The sequence below is a fragment of the Nonomuraea jiangxiensis genome (assembly GCF_900099965.1).
Taxonomy (GTDB): domain Bacteria; phylum Actinomycetota; class Actinomycetes; order Streptosporangiales; family Streptosporangiaceae; genus Nonomuraea; species Nonomuraea jiangxiensis.
Map to the genome: position 1 here is coordinate 89,757 of NZ_FNDJ01000014.1, position 16,116 is coordinate 105,872.

Annotated in this window: 18 protein-coding genes; 11 read left to right on the forward strand and 7 right to left on the reverse strand. The window is 71.4% G+C overall.

The genetic code is table 11. From position 1 onward, the window contains the following. Positions 1–175: 175 nt before the first annotated feature. Positions 176–1,891: a hypothetical protein gene (locus tag BLS95_RS29345; RefSeq protein ID WP_090938363.1), complete on the reverse strand. Its 1,716-nt coding sequence runs from the start codon at positions 1,889–1,891 to the stop codon at positions 176–178. Positions 1,892–1,949: 58 nt separating this feature from the next. After that, positions 1,950–2,666, reverse strand: a complete 717-nt coding sequence (locus BLS95_RS29350; RefSeq protein WP_090938366.1) for an IclR family transcriptional regulator — start codon at positions 2,664–2,666, stop codon at positions 1,950–1,952. Positions 2,667–2,836: 170 nt separating this feature from the next. On the opposite strand from BLS95_RS29350, the gene leuC reads away from it, so the two are divergent. From leuC to BLS95_RS29370, 4 genes are all read left to right on the forward strand, one after another. Beyond that, on the forward strand, positions 2,837–4,222 hold the full coding sequence (gene leuC / locus BLS95_RS29355) for a 3-isopropylmalate dehydratase large subunit (protein ID WP_090938369.1): 1,386 nt from the start codon (positions 2,837–2,839) through the stop codon (positions 4,220–4,222). Positions 4,223–4,239: 17 nt separating this feature from the next. Further along, positions 4,240–4,827 (forward strand): 3-isopropylmalate dehydratase small subunit, encoded by a 588-nt coding sequence (gene leuD / locus BLS95_RS29360; protein ID WP_090938372.1) that lies wholly within the window; start codon positions 4,240–4,242, stop codon positions 4,825–4,827. Next, entirely contained in the window at positions 4,806–5,045 is a 240-nt protein-coding gene (locus tag BLS95_RS29365; protein ID WP_090938375.1) for an SCO5555 family protein, read from the forward strand. The genes leuD and BLS95_RS29365 overlap by 22 nt, the downstream gene beginning before the upstream one ends. A 99-nt stretch (positions 5,046–5,144) precedes the next feature. After that, complete coding sequence (locus tag BLS95_RS29370) at positions 5,145–5,444, forward strand: HU family DNA-binding protein (RefSeq protein ID WP_090938378.1); 300 nt, start codon at positions 5,145–5,147, stop codon at positions 5,442–5,444. A gap of 93 nt (positions 5,445–5,537) precedes the next feature. On the opposite strand, the gene BLS95_RS29375 is transcribed toward BLS95_RS29370, so the two are convergent. Together BLS95_RS29375 and cofC are read right to left on the reverse strand one after the other, a co-directional pair. After that, positions 5,538–5,738 (reverse strand): hypothetical protein, encoded by a 201-nt coding sequence (locus BLS95_RS29375; protein WP_090938381.1) that lies wholly within the window; start codon positions 5,736–5,738, stop codon positions 5,538–5,540. A 53-nt stretch (positions 5,739–5,791) separates the two neighbouring features. Beyond that, positions 5,792–6,445 carry a 2-phospho-L-lactate guanylyltransferase gene (gene cofC, locus BLS95_RS29380; protein ID WP_245765355.1) on the reverse strand — a complete coding sequence of 218 codons (654 nt, stop codon included), beginning with the start codon at positions 6,443–6,445 and terminating at the stop codon, positions 5,792–5,794. A 275-nt stretch (positions 6,446–6,720) separates the two neighbouring features. Between cofC and BLS95_RS29385 the strand changes: the two genes are divergently transcribed. The 3 genes from BLS95_RS29385 (at position 6,721) to BLS95_RS29395 (ending at position 9,649) form a co-directional block, all read left to right on the forward strand. Further along, a complete protein-coding gene (locus tag BLS95_RS29385) occupies positions 6,721–7,431 on the forward strand; it encodes a lysophospholipid acyltransferase family protein (protein ID WP_090938387.1) in 711 nt (236 codons plus the stop codon). A gap of 4 nt (positions 7,432–7,435) precedes the next feature. After that, positions 7,436–8,446, forward strand: coding sequence for an NAD(P)H-dependent glycerol-3-phosphate dehydrogenase (locus BLS95_RS29390; protein WP_090938389.1), 1,011 nt, complete (start codon positions 7,436–7,438; stop codon positions 8,444–8,446). A gap of 105 nt (positions 8,447–8,551) precedes the next feature. Then, on the forward strand, positions 8,552–9,649 hold the full coding sequence (locus tag BLS95_RS29395; RefSeq protein WP_090938395.1) for a D-alanine--D-alanine ligase family protein: 1,098 nt from the start codon (positions 8,552–8,554) through the stop codon (positions 9,647–9,649). A 6-nt stretch (positions 9,650–9,655) separates the two neighbouring features. Here the strand turns inward: BLS95_RS29395 and BLS95_RS29400 are convergent, their stop codons facing one another. Together BLS95_RS29400 and BLS95_RS29405 are read right to left on the reverse strand one after the other, a co-directional pair. After that, entirely contained in the window at positions 9,656–10,099 is a 444-nt protein-coding gene (locus tag BLS95_RS29400) for a DUF3515 family protein (protein ID WP_090938398.1), read from the reverse strand. 16 nt (positions 10,100–10,115) lie between these two features. Then, positions 10,116–10,349, reverse strand: a complete 234-nt coding sequence (locus tag BLS95_RS29405; protein WP_090938401.1) for an Lrp/AsnC family transcriptional regulator — start codon at positions 10,347–10,349, stop codon at positions 10,116–10,118. Positions 10,350–10,396: 47 nt separating this feature from the next. Here BLS95_RS29405 and BLS95_RS29410 point away from each other — a divergent pair, with 47 nt between their 5' ends. The 3 genes from BLS95_RS29410 (at position 10,397) to thiD (ending at position 14,040) form a co-directional block, all read left to right on the forward strand. Next, positions 10,397–11,365, forward strand: coding sequence for a thiamine-phosphate kinase (locus BLS95_RS29410; protein WP_218136034.1), 969 nt, complete (start codon positions 10,397–10,399; stop codon positions 11,363–11,365). A 269-nt stretch (positions 11,366–11,634) separates the two neighbouring features. Continuing rightward, entirely contained in the window at positions 11,635–13,239 is a 1,605-nt protein-coding gene (locus BLS95_RS29415) for a hypothetical protein (protein WP_143043910.1), read from the forward strand. Between the two features lie 6 nt (positions 13,240–13,245). After that, positions 13,246–14,040 carry a bifunctional hydroxymethylpyrimidine kinase/phosphomethylpyrimidine kinase gene (gene thiD, locus BLS95_RS29420; protein ID WP_090938407.1) on the forward strand — a complete coding sequence of 265 codons (795 nt, stop codon included), beginning with the start codon at positions 13,246–13,248 and terminating at the stop codon, positions 14,038–14,040. Between the two features lie 128 nt (positions 14,041–14,168). Here the strand turns inward: thiD and rpmB are convergent, their stop codons facing one another. Beyond that, positions 14,169–14,354, reverse strand: coding sequence for a 50S ribosomal protein L28 (gene rpmB, locus BLS95_RS29425; protein ID WP_090938409.1), 186 nt, complete (start codon positions 14,352–14,354; stop codon positions 14,169–14,171). A gap of 198 nt (positions 14,355–14,552) precedes the next feature. On the opposite strand from rpmB, the gene BLS95_RS29430 reads away from it, so the two are divergent. Beyond that, on the forward strand, positions 14,553–16,097 hold the full coding sequence (locus BLS95_RS29430) for a DAK2 domain-containing protein (RefSeq protein WP_090938413.1): 1,545 nt from the start codon (positions 14,553–14,555) through the stop codon (positions 16,095–16,097). The last annotated feature ends 19 nt before the right edge of the window (positions 16,098–16,116 follow it).

The window sequence follows — 16,116 nt, forward strand, 5'->3', positions numbered from 1 at the left end:
GGAGCCGCCCGTACGAAGCGTAAAAGCTTGAAGTGCCCACGGACGGCGCCGCACCGAGCGCGAACGGCCCGCCACCACTAGGCGGGGACGGACTGCTGTCCAGGGGCCTTGAGAGCGGCAAGCCCCCGCCGGAAGTGGCCGGCGGGGGCTTGTGGCGACAAATCGCTGCGAAGGGCTATAGCGAGCGGGCCTTGAAGAGGGCGCGCCGGGCGGCCTTGGCCACCTGCTTGTCCGGGTGGACCTGCGAGATCAGGTCGAGCAGCTCCTCCACATGCGCGTGCGGGATCTTCCAGATCACCTCGAGCAGGCTGTTGACCATGTCAGGCCCGATGTCCCGCAGGCTGCTGACGAACTCCGACCGCCCCAGCCCCGCCGAGATCGTCCACATGTCCAGGATCAGCCAGTGCGTGTCATCCTGCGTGGGCTCCGGCGCCCCCTCGACCTCCAGCTGGCTCAGGTGCGTGGCCGCGTAGGGCCGCAGCGACGGCTGCTTGAGCGCCGCCTGCCAGGCCGGGACGGCGGCCGCGCCCAACGTGCCCACGACGCTGGCCGCCTGCACCCTGATCAGCGCGTCGCTCTCGTCCTCGGCCGCCGCCTCCAGCAGCTCCTCGGCCGCCTTGTCCGGCTCGCGCAACCGCATCCAGGCCGCGAACTCCGCGTCCGCCTCCTCCTCGGGCAGCTCGGCGCTCAGCGCCAGCAGCTCGTGGGCGCTCATCGACTCGATGGCGGGCCGGGCGTCCACCTCGATGTCGGCGTCGTCGACCAGGTGGACGACGCCTTCGGTGCCGAGCGGCGTGAGGCTGAGCGTGCCGTCCCGCAGCTCGACCATGCCGTAACCGGTCAGCCAGTCGATCGCGGGCGTCAGCGGGTCGCCCACCGCCTCCCAGGCGTCGGAGCCCAGCTCGTCGAGGTCGGCGGCGGCCTCGGCCAGCTCCTGGGCCAGCTCGTCCAGGTCGCGCGAGCCGCCCGCCAGCAGCAGCCGGACCAGCACCCCCCTGGTCAGCCCGGCCAGGGCCATGGTGAGGTCGTCGTCATCGAGCTCCGGGTCGCCGTAGTCGACCGAGTGCAGCCCGAGCATCCACGCGTCGAGCACGTCCTCGTCGTCGTCGAAGGGCCACTCCGCCGTGTCGTCCTGCACGGCCACCGTGTTGCCCTCTCCCGGCTGGAGGAACTCCAGGTCCACGGCGAGGTTCCAGATGTTCCAGAGCTGGGGGACGGCCTCCGCGATCGGCCCGTCGGTCTCCGGCTTGGGCAGACCGACGGCCGCCAGCGCCTCCGTCACCTCGGCGTCGGTGAGCAGGGTGTCCTCGCCCACCTTGCGCCCGGACCCCACCCAGACAGCCAGATCGCGGGCCATCGCGACCAGCGGGGCCTGACGGGCGGCGGCGGCCAGCTCGGTGTCGGGCCGCAGCCTGATCGTGTCGAGCTCGGCGAGCTCGTCCGCGAACGGCTCGAAGTCGCCGAGGTCGCCGGCCGTGTCATCGTCTTCGTCATCGTCGCCGTCGGCGTCTTCGAGCAGGTCCTCCATGAGGTCGACGAACTCGTCCTCGACGTCGTCGAGCTCGGCCTGCAGATCGGCGAGGGAGTCCGAGCCCTCCGCCAGCCTGCCGGTCTGCGCGAGGAACGTCAGGTACGCGTCCACGGCCGGGAGCATCCCGTCGGCGGCTGCGTCGGGATCCTCCACGACCTTGGGCATGCGGTCGAGGAGCAGGTTACGCAGGTCGGCGCGCTTCCACGTGCCGGAGTCCTGCGAGAAGGCGAGACGGTGCCACAGTGCGGCGGGTCCCACGAGCTCGGGGTCGCTGTCGGGCGCGTTCGCACGCGCCCACATGATGAACTCTTCGAGCAGGGGTCGCAGCTCAGTGGCGGCTACCTCGATGCGATCTGTCACGCACTCAGGCTAGTGCGCCAGCGAGGTTGTCGGCTCCCGAAATACATCCTTTTGCTGATCATGACGTGCGGCGCATCGCCTCCGTGATGCGTTCGGCGGCCGCCATGACGGGCACGGCGTGCAGCCGGCCGGGGGCCCGCGTCAGCCGTTCAATGGGACCGGAGACGGAAACGGCCGCTATGACCTTGCCGCCACTGCCCCTTATGGGCGCCGAAACGCTGGCCACTCCCTGCTCCCTTTCGCCGACGCTGTGGGCCCAGCCCCTGCGCCGTACGGAGGCGAGCGTGGCGGCGGTGAACTTGGCGCCGCGCAGACCGCGGTGCAGCCGGTCAGGCTCCTCCCAGGCCAGCAGAATCTGGGCCGCCGAGCCGGCCGTCATGGGCAACGCGGACCCGACGGGCACGGTGTCGCGCAATCCGCTGGCCCGCTCCGCCGCCGCCACGCAGACGCGCTCGTCACCCTGGCGGCGGTAGAGCTGGGCGCTCTCCCCGGTGAGGTCCCTGAGGTGCAGCAGCACGGGCGCCGCCACCGCGAGCAGTCGGTCCTCGCCGGCCGCGGTGGACAACTCGGAAAGCCGCGGGCCGAGCACGAACCGGCCCTGTGTGTCACGACTCACAATGCGGTGATGCTCCAAGGCGACGGCCAGCCGGTGGGCTGTGGGCCGGGCCAGACCGGTGGCCTGTACGAGCTGAGCCAGGGAAGCGGGTCCCGCTTCGAGGGCATTGAGTACAAGAACTGCCTTGTCGAGTACTCCGACTCCGCTAGAGTTGTCCATACAACGATACTGCCGTCTCGACATATGAGAAGCAAGTCGGAGGACGCCCCCGCGAGGGGAGCGCCGGTCCCTGGACCGAGGGTCGCAGGGAGCGGGGTGACGAGGGAAGAGGCCGGCTTCCGGCGACCGAGCCGCGGTGCGGCAGCATCGCAATCAAGCAGGAGGAGATCATGGGCCGCACACTGGCCGAGAAGGTCTGGGAGCAACACGTAGTCCGGCGCGCCGAGGGCGAGCCCGACCTGCTCTACATTGACCTGCACCTCATTCACGAGGTGACCAGCCCCCAGGCGTTCGACGGGCTCCGGCTCGCCGGCCGTAAGGTGCGGCGGCCCGATCTCACCATCGCCACCGAGGACCACAACGTGCCGACCGTGCTCGGCCCGATCTCCGACCCGGTGTCCAAGACCCAGGTCGAGACGTTGCGCAAGAACGCCGCGGAGTTCGGGATCAGGCTCCATCCGATGGGTGACGCCGGGCAGGGCGTGGTGCACATCATCGGGCCGCAGTTCGGGCTGACGCAGCCGGGCATGACGATCGTCTGCGGCGACTCGCACACCTCGACGCACGGCGCGTTCGGCGGGATCGCGTTCGGCATCGGCACGTCCGAGGTCGAGCACGTGCTGGCCACGCAGACGCTGCCCGCCTACCGGCCGAAGACGATGGCCATCGAGGTCTCCGGCGAGCTGCCCGACGGCGTCACCGCCAAGGACCTGATCCTGGCGATCATCCACCAGATCGGCACCGGCGGCGGCCAGGGCTACATCGTCGAATACCGCGGCGAGGCCGTACGCAAGCTCTCCATGGAGGGCCGCATGACGGTCTGCAACATGTCGATCGAGGCGGGCGCCAGGGCCGGCATGATCGCGCCGGACGAGACCACGTTCGCCTACCTCAAGGGCCGCCCGCACGCGCCCCAGGGCGAGCAGTGGGACCGGGCCGTCGAATACTGGAAGTCGCTGCGCAGCGACGACGACGCCGTGTTCGACAAGGTCGTGGAGATCGACGCCTCGGCCCTGACCCCGTACGTCACGTGGGGCACCAACCCGGGACAGGGCCTGCCGCTGGGCGAGGCCGTGCCGAGCCCCGACTCCTTCGCCGACCCGGTCGAGCGCGCCGCCGCCGAGCGGGCGCTGACCTACATGGGCCTGACCGCGGGCACGCCGCTGCGCGAGATCGAGGTCGACACGGTGTTCGTCGGGTCGTGCACCAACGGCCGCATCGAGGACCTGCGCTCGGCCGCCGAGATCCTGCGCGGCCGCCAGGTGCGGACCCGCACGCTGATCGTGCCCGGCTCGATGCTGGTCAAGCTGCAGGCCGAGCAGGAGGGGCTGCACGAGGTCTTCAAGGCCGCGGGCGCCGAGTGGCGCGAGGCCGGCTGCTCGATGTGCCTGGGCATGAACCCCGACACGCTCCAGCCGGGCGAGCGCAGCGCCTCCACCTCCAACCGCAACTTCGAGGGCCGTCAGGGCAAGGGTGGCCGCACCCACCTGGTGTCGCCGCAGGTCGCCGCCGCGACCGCCGTCACCGGCCGCCTCACCGCCCCCGCCGACCTCTGACCGCAAGGAGCACTCCGATGGAAGCCTTCACCACCCACACCGGTACGGCGGTGCCGCTGCGCCGCAGCAACGTCGACACCGACCAGATCATCCCGGCCGTCTGGCTCAAGCAGGTCAGCCGGACCGGTTTCGACCGGGGCCTGTTCGCGGCCTGGCGCGAGGACCCCACGTTCGTGCTGAACGACCCGGCCTACGAGGGCGGCTCGATCCTCGTCTCCGGCCCCGACTTCGGCACCGGCTCCTCGCGCGAGCACGCCGTCTGGGCCCTGCAGCAGTACGGGTTCCGCGCCGTGATCGCCGCCCGGTTCGGCGACATCTTCCGCAACAACTCCACCAAGATGGGGCTGCTACCGGTCGTCCTGCCGGGCGAGAAGGTCGAGGCCCTGCAGTCGGCCGTCGAGGCCGACCCCAAGCTGGAGATCACCGTCGACCTGGCCGAACGCCAGGTCCGCTGGGCCGGCGAGGCCGTCGCGTTCGAGATCGACGACTACACCCGCTGGCGGCTCATGGAGGGCCTCGACGACATCGGGCTGACCCTGCGTCACGCCGAAGAAGTGGCCGCGTACGAGAATGGTCGGCAGCCATGGCTGCCGACGACCGTCTAGAAGACGACGAACTGGCGCGGCGGTTGCGTGAGGCGCACCGCCGCGTCCGCGTGCTGCCCGCCGCGGACAAGGAGCGGGTGGCCCGCCGCTACCTCGCGATCTGCGACCTGGCGAAGCGGGATCCGGAAAGGGCGGCGGCACGTCTCGACGCCTTTCTGGCCGCCCTTGACACCGCCCCCGACACGCCACGCAATGAGGAAAACACGCTAGGTGATTGAGTTCACCCGCAATCCGGCCTACTTTCGAGCGCGTAAGGGGTTTCTACGTCGAACTCGTGAGCTGGAACCCCGAGCCGTAACTGGGGGAGCAGGACTTTCATGAACAAGCGAGAACTCGTCGAGGCCATCGCGGATCGGGTGGGCGACAGGAAGACGGCCACCGAGGCCGTGAACGCGGTCATCGACGCCATCCAGAAGGCCGTGGCCAAGGGCGACAAGGTCTCGATCACGGGCTTCGGCGCGTTCGAGATGGTGAACAAGCCCGCGCGCACGGCGAGAAATCCGTCGACCGGCGCGGAAATCAATGTCGCCGAGAGCTGGGGACCCAAGTTCCGCCCCGGCTCGGATTTCAAAGAGCTGGTCAACGAGGGCGGGAAGAAGATCGGAAAGAAGAGGTAAACCCAGCCGGACCCTGCACGCCCGGGCCGCGGCCCGGGCGTCCGCATTTCTCCACCCCTGAACACCGGCCGCCGGCTCGGCTAACGGGCTCGGCTACGGCAGCGGGAATGTCGAAAGCGTGACGTAGGTGATTTCCCCGCCGGCCATCGCGAGGTTGACCCGCTGTCCCGAGCGCAGCAGCCGGAGCGGCCCCGCGTCGAAGGCGGGAGCGCCGAACTCCAGCACCGTCCCGTCGTCGAGGAAGACCGTGCCCGAGCGAGTGCCCTCATCGAAGCTGCGTACCGTCCCCTGCACGCGAATCAGCCTAGGACGGGCACGACCGGGAGGTCCAGCCGGGGCCACACGCGTCAGGCGGGCCACAGGTCGGCGACCACCGCCGCCGTGTGCGGGCCGAGCCCGAGCGCCATGGCCGCGCGCAGGTCGTCGGGGGTGTCCACGTCCCGCCGTACGGAGTCGATCCCGGGCACGCACAACTCCTTGGCCCCGCCCGCCAGGTGCTTGGCCCGCGACTCGCCCCCGAACCTCGGCGTGAACGGCATCCCCGGCCGTACCCCGTAGAAGGTCGTCCCCACGTCCAGCGCGTCCGGCACGAACGACTGGTCGAACTCGGCCGCCGCCGCCAGGGCCAGCGCCAGCTCGGCGGGCCGCAGGGCGGGCAGGTCGGCCTGGAGCGCGCCCACCGCGTCACCGGGCGCCAGGCGGGCCGCGTGGGCGGCGCCCGTGCGCAGGGCGGTGTTCAGCCCGCGGTCGGGGTCGTGCACCACGTCGGCGCCGAGCGCGCCCAGCGGCCCCGCGGCGGCGGGGTCGGACGTCACCACGACCACCCGGGCGACCGGCGGGCAGGCCAGCGCCGCCGCCACGGTGTCGCAGGCCACGGCCACGGCCAGCCTGGTGCGGTGGGGACCCGTCGCGGCGGCCAGCCGCGTCTTCGCCGCCACCAGCGTCTTCACCGGAATGACCAGCGTCCAGCGGGTGTTCACGGACGACCAGTGGGTGTTCACGGAGTCTCCTCGAACGCGGAATCCGGGGCCTTCAACTTCGGACTGCACAGACACATAGAACCCCATTCGCGGATCGAACACCTGAACGGTTGCCGATTGATCTTGCGATAGCGTTGTGGCATGACGCAGGTCGTCGTGAGCACGGCGGGACCTTGTGGGTGACTGCGGGACTCTCCCCTGGTTAGCGAGTTGGAGGATGCCAAAGGGTTAGCATCGCGCCTCGACATCCCGCGCGGCCAACCGGGAGACTTGGGCGCATACCGTAGGAGGAGATCATGAGCCGCCCCACGCGACCATCGCGTTTCTGGGAAACCCTGGCAGTAGTGATCGTGAAACCGCTGTCCCGGCTCCTGGTGAAGCGAGACTGGCGCCGGGGGGAGCAGATCCCCCGCACCGGCGGTGTGATCATCGCGGCCAACCATCTCTCCTGGACCGACCCGGTGCTGCTGTCGCACTTCCTGTACAACAACGGGCGCTGGCCGGTGATCCTGGCCAAGTCGGGCCTGTTCAAGGTGCCTCTCCTGGGGCGGGCCGTGACCTCGCTGCTGGCCATCCCGGTCGACCGGGGCAGCAGCGAGGCCGCCAGGTCGCTGCGCATCTCGGCCCAGCGGCTCGCCGACGGCGGCGCGATCCTGTTCTACCCCGAGGGCACCTGCACCCGCGATCCCGGCCTGTGGCCCATGGTGGGCAAGACCGGCGCGGCCCGGTTGGCGCTGGAGAGCGGCGCGCCGGTCATCCCGGTGGCCCACTGGGGGGCGCAGGAGCTGCTCCCGTACGGTGAGAAGAGGCCCAGGCTGTTCCCGCGCAAGACGTTCCACGTGATCGTGGGGCCACCGGTGGACCTGTCCAAATACGCGGGCAAGCCGCTGCACGCCAGCGTCCTGCGCGACGCGACGGCCGACATCATGGCGGCCATCACCGCGCAGCTCGCCGAGCTGCGCGACGAGAAGGCCCCCGAGACTCCCTACGACCCCACCGGACGGTGATCGCATGACTAAGGTGGCGGTTTTCGGCACGGGTTCGTGGGGGACCACGTTCGCGATGCTCCTGACGGAGGCGGGCAACGAGGTCACGCTGTGGGGGCGCAGGCGGGAGCTGGTCGAGAGGATCGACCGCGACCACGTCAACCCCGACTACCTGCCCGGCGTGCCCCTTCCCGAGGCGCTGCGCGCCACGACCGATCCCGCGCGGGCGCTCGACGGGGCGGAGTTCGTGGTGCTGGCCGTGCCCTCACAGAACCTGCGGCCCAACCTGGCCGCCTGGCGGGAGCACATCCCGCCCGGCGCGGTCCTGGTCAGCCTGATGAAGGGCGTCGAGCTGGGCACGACCAAGCGCATGAGCGAGGTGATCCGCGAGGTCGCCGAGGTGCCCGACGAGCGCGTCGCCGTGGTCTCGGGCCCCAACCTGGCCAAGGAGATCGCCCACCGCCAGCCCGCCGCCACGGTCGTGGCCTGCACCGACGAGTCGGTCGCCGAACGCCTCCAGGCGATCTGCCACCTGCCGCCGTGGTTCCGCCCGTACACCAATCCCGACGTGGTCGGGGTGGAGCTGGGCGGCGCGGTGAAAAACGTGATCGCGCTGGCCGTGGGCGTCTCCGCGGGCATGGGCATGGGCGACAACGTCAGCGCCATGCTCATCACCAGGGGGCTGGCCGAGATCTCCCGGCTGGGCGCCGCGCTCGGGGCCGACCCGCACACGTTCGCGGGGCTGGCCGGGATGGGCGACCTGGTCGCCACCTGCACCTCGCCGCTGTCGCGCAACCGCACCTTCGGCGAAAACCTCGGCCGCGGCATGACCCTGGCCGAGGTCGTGGCCGCCACCAAGCAGACCGCCGAGGGCGTGAAGTCCTGCGAGTCCGTGCTGGAGCTGGCCGTCAAGCACGGCGTCGAGATGCCGATCACCGAGGTCGTCGTCGGTGTCGTGCACGACGGCATGTCTCCGACCGAGGCGGGCATGCTGCTCATGTCCCGCTCGCCGAAGCCCGAACGCTACGGCGTGTGACCTGGGATCGCCGCTCCCGGCCGGAGGCGGCGTACTGTGAGAATGACCTGATAACGGCGTGCTTGGCTCGCTGTGAGTAGGACACCACCGGTAGATTCGGACACCATGAGCAAGCCACGCGTTGCCGTCGTTTTCGGAGGTCGCAATTCTGAGCACGCCGTGTCCCTTATGGGCGCGGGCAGTGTGCTGGAGGCGATCGACAGGACCAAATACGAGGTGATCCCCATCGGGATCGCCCAGGACGGCAGGTGGGTGCTGGCCGCGTCGGACCAGCGGTACTCCATCGAGGCGGGGGAGCTCCCCGTCGTGGACACCTCGGGTGCGGAGCTGGCGCTGCCCTCGGGCGGCGGCAACTCGCTCATGGCCTACGACGCCGGCAGCATCCCCGTGGAGCTCGGCACGGTCGATGTGGTCTTCCCCGTCATGCACGGCCCCTTCGCCGAGGACGGCACGATCCAGGGCCTGCTGGAGATGGCCGGGGTGCGTTACGTCGGCTCGGGCGTGCTGGCCAGCGCGGTGGGCATGGACAAGGCCCACATGAAGACCGTCATGGCCGCCGCCGGACTGCCGACGGGCCGTTACGTCGTCATCCGTGACCGGGACTGGCGGCTGGACCGCTACCGCGTGCTCAAGGAGGCCGAGGAGCTCGGCTACCCGGTGTTCGTCAAGCCGGCCAGGGCCGGATCCTCGCAGGGCATCTCCAAGGCGCACGACCGGGCCGAACTGGAGGCGGCGGTGGAGTTCGCCCGCCGGCACGACCCCAAGGTGCTCGTCGAGGCCGCGATCGAGGGCCGCGAGATCGAGTGCGCGGTGCTGGAGTCACCCGGCGACGAGCCCGCCGCCGCGTCGCTGCCGGGAGAGGTGAAGGTCGAGGGCGGGCAGGAGTTCTTCGACTTCGAGGCGAAGTACTACCCGGACCAGATGTCGCTCACCGTGCCCGCCGACCTCCCGCATGAGACGGCCGAGGAGCTGCGGGCGATGGCCGTGCGCGCGTTCGAGGCGCTCGACTGCGAGGGGCTCGCGCGGGTCGACTTCTTCTACACCCCGGACGGCAGGGTGATCTTCAACGAGATCAACACCATGCCGGGGTTCACGTCGCTGTCGGTGGCGCCGCAACTCTGGGCCGCCTCCGGACTGCCCTACCCGGCGCTGGTCGACCGGCTCGTCCAGCTCGCGCTGTCCCGTCCGGCGGGATTGCGCTGAGCCTGGTCAGGCGGGCGGCGAGGAGATCTGCGCGATGGGCTTGGACAGGTCGGCGAGCACCTCGCCGGGCGCGTGCTCACCGCCGATCGTGACCTCCACGTACACCGTGTCGGCCGGGGTGTCGGCCACGGCCGTGAACAGCGCGGGCTTGGCGGGATCGGCGAACCACCCCACGCCGCCGATCTCCTGCAACTGGTCGGTGGGCGCCATCCGGGCGGGCCGGGGCACACCGCAGCGCAACGCTATGGCCCCCTCACCCCAGACGGCCACGTACGGCGAGGCCGGCGTGGACGTGCCCCGCGCGGCGCCGTCGAGCGTCTTGGGCAGCAAGGGAGCGAGCTTGTCGCAGGCCGTCACCGCGCCTCCCTGCGGAGTGGGCGGATCGACCCGCAGAGTGCCGCCGCAACCGGCGAGTATCAGGAGAACGAGCAGGACGACGGCGGCACGCATGCGACGACTACTACCTTCAGATGTGCACGATCGGACACGTAAGGGTACGCGTGATCCCGGTCACCGCCTGAATCTGCGCGACGACGAGCTTGCCCAGCTCATCGACGTTGTTGGCCTCCGCGCGCACGATCACGTCGTAGGGCCCCGTCACGTCTTCCGCCTGCGTGACCCCGGGGATCCCGGAGATCTCGCGAGCCACGGCGGCGGCCTTGCCGACCTCGGTCTGGATAAGGATGTAGGCCTGCACCATTACGTCCTCCCGGGCGATTGGATCACGCCGAAGGGCCACCGTACCCTGTGTGCGTCAGGAGGTGCGTCATCACAGTCGGAGATCTCGGCGAATTCGGAGTGATTAATCGTATTACCGCACGTCTGCCCCAGGGAGCGGCGGTAATGCTCGGCCCGGGTGACGACGCCGCTGTCATCGGCGTGCCCGACGGGCGTGTCGTGGTCTCAACGGATCTTCTGCTTGAGGGTAGACACTTCCGCCGGGACTGGTCCAGTGGCCATGACGTGGGACGTAAGGCCGCGGCTCAGAACCTGGCCGACGTGGCGGCCATGGGCGCCGTTCCGACGGCCCTCGTGGTCGGCCTGGGGATCCCCGCCGACCTGCCGCTGACCTGGCTCGACGCGCTGGCCGACGGGTTCGCGGAGGAGTGCGCGATCGTCGGCGCGAGCGTGGCGGGGGGCGACATCACCCGGTGTGACCTGGTCGTCATCGGCGTCACCGCCCTGGGCGACCTGGGCGGGCGGGCTCCGGTGAAACGTTCCGGGGCCAGGCCGGGGCAGGTGGTGGCGGTGGCGGGCCGGCTGGGCTACTCCGCCGCCGGGTGGGCGCTGCTGGAGGCGGGCGTGCCGCTGGGCTCCTCCGCCCTCCAGGAGGCCGTGGCCGGGCACCGGCGGCCCTGCCCGCCGTACGCGATGGGTCCCGTGGCGGCCGAGCTGGGCGCGAGCGCCATGCTGGACGTCAGCGACGGGCTGCTGCAGGACCTGGGCCACATCGCCGCGGCCAGTGGCGTACGCGTGGAGCTGGACCCGCAGGCGTTCGCGGTGGCCGAGCCGGTGGCGGCGGCGGCCAAGGAGCTCGGGACCGATCCACTGGAGTGGGTGCTCACCGGGGGTGAGGACCACGCTCTCGCGGCGGTGTTCCCTGCGGACGTGCGGCTGCCGCCGTCGTGGCAGGTCGTGGGCCGGGTGGTCGAGGGCGAGGGCGTCCTGGTGTACGGGCGCGAGATCGGGCGGACCGGCTGGGATCACTTTGGGTGATTACATGTCCCGATTTTGGTGAAATTTTCCTGTTTTGGGCTGGCACTCGCGGGATTACTGTGACAACGGCGTAGCAAAGGTGTTATGAAAGACGGCGGCCACTGTAACCGGGAGAAAGGGCAGCCATGGGCCGCCACGGCACAGGTGGATCCGACGACGGGGACGAACGGGGGAACCACAGCGCATTCTGGGGTCCTGACGACGAGGCCGGGCAGCCCGGCTGGCCTTCGCTGCCGGACCGGGCCGAAGTGACGGGCTCGTGGGCTCCCATGCCGCAGCGGCAGGACGGTCCGCCGCCCCGCGCGCCGCAGTCGGAGCCGTTCGAGGTCACCGGGGCCTTCGCGCTGCCCACCAACCCCGCCGGTGGCTTCCCCCCGGCCAACGACCCTGCGAGCGCCTTCAGGCCGTCCTCTCCGCCGGCGGACGAGGTGGGTCCGTTCGAGACGACGGGTGCTTTCGCCCGGCCGCCGGAGTGGGACCAGCCCTCCTCCACCGGGCCCGCGGACCGGCCCGGCGCCTTCCGTGACCCCGACCGGTCGTCCTTCTTCGGTGGCCCGGGGGCCGACGCGCCCGCTGAGCGGACGGCGTTCTTCGACGGCCCGGCCACCGCCGGCCCCCGAGCCGCGGACCACGCGGCCTTCTTCGGTGGCCCGCCCGCGGACGCGCCCGCTGAGCGGACGGCGTTCTTCGGCGGTCCGCCCGCCGACGGGTCGCCTGAGCAGACGGCGTTCTTCGGCGCGCCGCCCGCCGACCAGACCGCCAGGTTCGACGGCCCCTCCGGACCCAACCCCGTGTTCGATGGCCCCTCCGGCCCCAACCCGGTGTTCGGTGGCCCGCCCGAGCCGGGTGATGTCAAGGTGGCCGGTGAGCTGACCCAGGTCGACACCCCGGCCTGGGCGAATGCCGAGACGGGTTTCCTCGGCTCCGGCTGGTCCTCCGACGAGGCGCCCCCTGACCAGGACGAGCCCCGCGGCCGGCGCGGCCGGCGCAAGGGCGGACGCTCCGACGACGAGGTGCTCGCCGCCCCGTCGGGCGGCGGCAAGGGCAAGGTGGCCCTGCTGTCGGTGGCCGCCGTGGCCGTCGTGCTGGGCGGCACCGTGGTGGGCGTCAAGTTCATGAGCGCCTCAGGCGGCCCCGACGACTGCGCGGACACCAAGTGCGCCGCCGTACAGTCCACCAACCAGCCGGGCCCGCAGGTCTCCGAACCAGCGGAGGAGGAGACCGAGCCCACGGAGGAGCCGCCGGCGGAGGAGCAGACTCCGGAGGAGAGCGCCTCCACCGAGGACCAGCCGACGCCCGCGGCCACCTATGCCCGGTCGCGCCCGACCCCGACTCCCACGCCCACCAAGGTCAAGGTCAAGGCGCCGGCGGAGCCGACCGAGGATCCGTTCGACATCCCGGTCGAGGAGAGCGCGCCGGAGGAGACCCCGGCGGACACGCCCTCAAGGCTGGACGACGCCGGCGCCCCGAACTCTCCCGCCGATCCCGCCACCAACCCACCGGACGGCGGCGGCGGCTTCGAGCCCGAGCGCGGCGGTAACGGGGGCGACGGTGGCCGTGGCGGCAACGCCGGCGGTGCTTCACTGCAGATCCAGCAGAGCATCAACCAGCGGCTGACCACCTACTCGGCCACGCTGCGGGTCTCGAACGCCTCGCAGGCGACGCTGGCGAACGCCACGATCTCCGTACCGGTCAAGGGCCGGGTCATGAACGTGAACGGCGCCCAGTGGACGCAGGACGCCGACCTGCTCATCCTGGATGTGCCGAAGTCGCTGAAGGCCGGTGCCGCGATCAACGTGACGTTCACCGCCACGGGACGAGGCGAGCGGGCCGAGAACTGCGGGCTCGTCACCGGGGAGTGCGTCATAAGCTGAGTGCTTATGACGGTTGCGACCCCTCCACGCGTGCTGACCGTCGCCGGCTCCGATTCCGGCGGCGGCGCGGGCATCCAGGCTGACCTGAAGACCATGCAGGCCATGGGCGTGCACGGCATGAGCGTGATCGCCGCGGTGACGGCACAGAACTCACTGGGCGTCCAGGGTTACTGGGAGCTGCCGCCCGAGGCCGTACGGGCGCAGCTCGACTCGGTGCTCGGCGACATCGGCGCGCAGGCCGTGAAGACCGGGATGCTGGCCTCGCCGGTGCTCGTCGAGATCGTGGCGGAGGCGCTCGGCTCGTACGCCGCGCCCCTGGTCGTGGACCCGGTGGGGGTGTCGAAGCACGGCGACTCGCTGCTCGCGCCCGAGGCGGTCGAGACCCTGCGCACCCGGCTGCTGCCGGTGGCCACCGTGGTGACGCCGAACCTGTGGGAGGTGGAGCAGCTCACCTCGGTCAAGGTCGAGGACGAGAGCGGGCTGCGCGCGGCGGCGGACGCCGTCCTGGAGCTCGGGCCCACCTGGGCGCTCATCAAGGGCGGCCACCTGCCCGGACGCCCGGTGGACCTGCTCACGGACGGCACGAACGAATACCGCTTCACCGCCGAACGCCTCGACAACCGCCACACCCACGGCACCGGCTGCACGCTGGCCTCGGCCATCGCCTCCCGCCTCGCGCAGGGCGACGACGTGCCGACGGCGGTGGGCGCGGCCAAGGACTATGTGACGGGCGCCATCGCCCGCGGCTTCCCCCTGGGCGCCGGCATCGGCCCGGTGGACCACGCCTGGCGCTGGCGCTGACCGCGGCCGGGTGAGGGCACGGGTGTCTGACGGGACGTCTGGCGCCGCCGCGGTCGTATGACGGCTCGGAGCACGGCGAAAGCCCGCCGCTCGGGAGGAGTGGCGGGCTTTCGCGGAAGCTTGGAGGACTAGCGGGTGACCTTGCCCGCCTTGATGCACGAGGTGCACACGTTCAGCTTCTTCGGCGTGCCGCCGATGACCGCGCGGACCGTCTGGATGTTGGGGTTCCAACGACGGCGGGTGCGGCGGTGGGAGTGGGACACGTTGTTGCCGAAGGTCGGGCCCTTGTGGCAGACATCGCAGACGGAAGCCACGGTATCGCTCCTTAAAACAGTCGATGTAGCCCTGTCCGCTGATGCATTACGGGCGGAGGGCATGCCGGGACAACCGGCTAGCCAGTCGAGAATATCCGATCCACCCCGATGGGTGCGAACCAGAGCGCTGGACACAGGTCCGGCGCGGGATATTCTCCTGCGACAACCGTAGCGCATGCGGGAGGTCGGAGCGCGCAGATGAAGATCCTCGACCCGCCCTCGGTGCGCCGCTGGGCCCGCCTGGCCGCCGACGCGCTCGGCCGGGTCAGGTCGGAGATCGACGCGCTCAACGTCTTCCCGGTGGCCGACGGCGACACCGGCACCAACCTGCACCTGACCATGCTGGCCGCGGCCGAGGCCGTCGAGTCGCTGCCCGACGACGTGGACGGGGCCGTGGTGTGGCAGACCCTCTCGTACGGGGCCCTGGTCGGGGCCCGCGGCAACTCCGGGGTGATCGTCAGCCAGGCGTTACGCGGGCTCGCCGAGGTGCTGAAGGAGGGCCATGACCTGCGGGCCGGGCTGCTCAGGGCCGCCGCGCTGGCCAGGGAGGCGGTGGCCAGGCCGGTCGACGGCACGGTGCTGAGCGTTCTTGAGTCGGCGGCGCGGGCCGTACAGGACGTGGACGGCGACCTGTCGGAGGTGGCCCGGCAGGCGGCGGGGGAGGCGCGGGCGGCGTTGCGGCGTACCACGGACCAGCTCGACGTGCTGGCCCGCAGCGGCGTCGTGGACGCCGGCGGCGCGGGCGCGGCGATCGTGCTGGAGACGCTGGCCGCCGTGATCACCGACTCCTACGCCGACCGCTACGAGGTGCCCGCGCCGACCTCGCGGGTCGCGCCGATGGCCGAGGTGGGGGCGGGCTATGAGGTGATGTACCTGCTGGACGCCGACGACCGCGCGGTGGCGGCGCTGCGCGAGGAGCTCGACGCCATGGGCGACTCGCTCGTCGTGGTCGGCGGCGAGGGCCTGTGGAACGTGCACGTCCACGTGGCCGAGGCAGGCCCCGCCGTGGAGGCCGGGCTGCGGGCGGGCCGGCCGCACCGGATCAAGATCACGTACCTGGCCGAACGCACCCACCGCGGCAGCGCGGGCCGGGGCGTCGTGGCGGTGGCGGCGGGGGACGGGATCGCGGCGCTGTTCGAGGAGTGCGGGGCGGTCGTGGTGCGGCGCGCCCCCGGGACCCGGCCCACGCTCCCCGCCCTGCTGGCCGCGATCAGGCAGGCGGGCGAGGAGGTCGCGGTCCTGCCGAACGACGACGGCGTCCGGTCCGTGGCCGCCGCCGCCGCGCAGATCGCCCGCGAGGACGGGGTCGCGGTCAGCGTGCTGCCCACGAGGGCGACCGTGCAGGGGCTGGCGGCGCTGGCCGTGCACGATCCGCTGCGCCGCTTCGACGACGACGTGGTGGCCATGACGGACGCGGCCGGTCACACCCGCCACGGGCACCTGACGGTGGCGGACAGGGAGGCGGTCACCAGCGCGGGGGTGTGCCGCCCCGGGGACGTGCTCGGCCTGATCGACGGGGACGTCGCGGTGATCGGCGGTTCGCTCGAAAACGTGGCCACGACGGTGGTGGACCGGATGGTGGCGGGCGGCGGCGAGCTCGTGACGCTGGTGACGGGCGCCGAAGCACCGGTACGCCTGGCCGCGCACATAGAGCGGCACCTGGCACGTACGAGGCCGGACGTGGACCTGGCCGTCTACGACGGCGAGCAGGGCGGCCACCCGCTGCTGATCGGTGTGGAGTGACGTGGCAGGAACGGGATTC

Coding starts and splice junctions, on each gene's coding strand:
- BLS95_RS29350 (WP_090938366.1), bottom strand. CDS start 2,666: ATGGACAACTCTAGCGGAGTCGGAGTACTCGACAAGGCAGTTCTTGTA.
- leuC (WP_090938369.1), top strand. CDS start 2,837: ATGGGCCGCACACTGGCCGAGAAGGTCTGGGAGCAACACGTAGTCCGG.
- leuD (WP_090938372.1), top strand. CDS start 4,240: ATGGAAGCCTTCACCACCCACACCGGTACGGCGGTGCCGCTGCGCCGC.
- BLS95_RS29365 (WP_090938375.1), top strand. CDS start 4,806: ATGGCTGCCGACGACCGTCTAGAAGACGACGAACTGGCGCGGCGGTTG.
- BLS95_RS29370 (WP_090938378.1), top strand. CDS start 5,145: ATGAACAAGCGAGAACTCGTCGAGGCCATCGCGGATCGGGTGGGCGAC.
- BLS95_RS29385 (WP_090938387.1), top strand. CDS start 6,721: ATGAGCCGCCCCACGCGACCATCGCGTTTCTGGGAAACCCTGGCAGTA.
- BLS95_RS29390 (WP_090938389.1), top strand. CDS start 7,436: ATGACTAAGGTGGCGGTTTTCGGCACGGGTTCGTGGGGGACCACGTTC.
- BLS95_RS29395 (WP_090938395.1), top strand. CDS start 8,552: ATGAGCAAGCCACGCGTTGCCGTCGTTTTCGGAGGTCGCAATTCTGAG.
- BLS95_RS29400 (WP_090938398.1), bottom strand. CDS start 10,099: ATGCGTGCCGCCGTCGTCCTGCTCGTTCTCCTGATACTCGCCGGTTGC.
- BLS95_RS29405 (WP_090938401.1), bottom strand. CDS start 10,349: ATGGTGCAGGCCTACATCCTTATCCAGACCGAGGTCGGCAAGGCCGCC.
- BLS95_RS29415 (WP_143043910.1), top strand. CDS start 11,635: ATGCCGCAGCGGCAGGACGGTCCGCCGCCCCGCGCGCCGCAGTCGGAG.
- thiD (WP_090938407.1), top strand. CDS start 13,246: ATGACGGTTGCGACCCCTCCACGCGTGCTGACCGTCGCCGGCTCCGAT.
- BLS95_RS29430 (WP_090938413.1), top strand. CDS start 14,553: ATGAAGATCCTCGACCCGCCCTCGGTGCGCCGCTGGGCCCGCCTGGCC.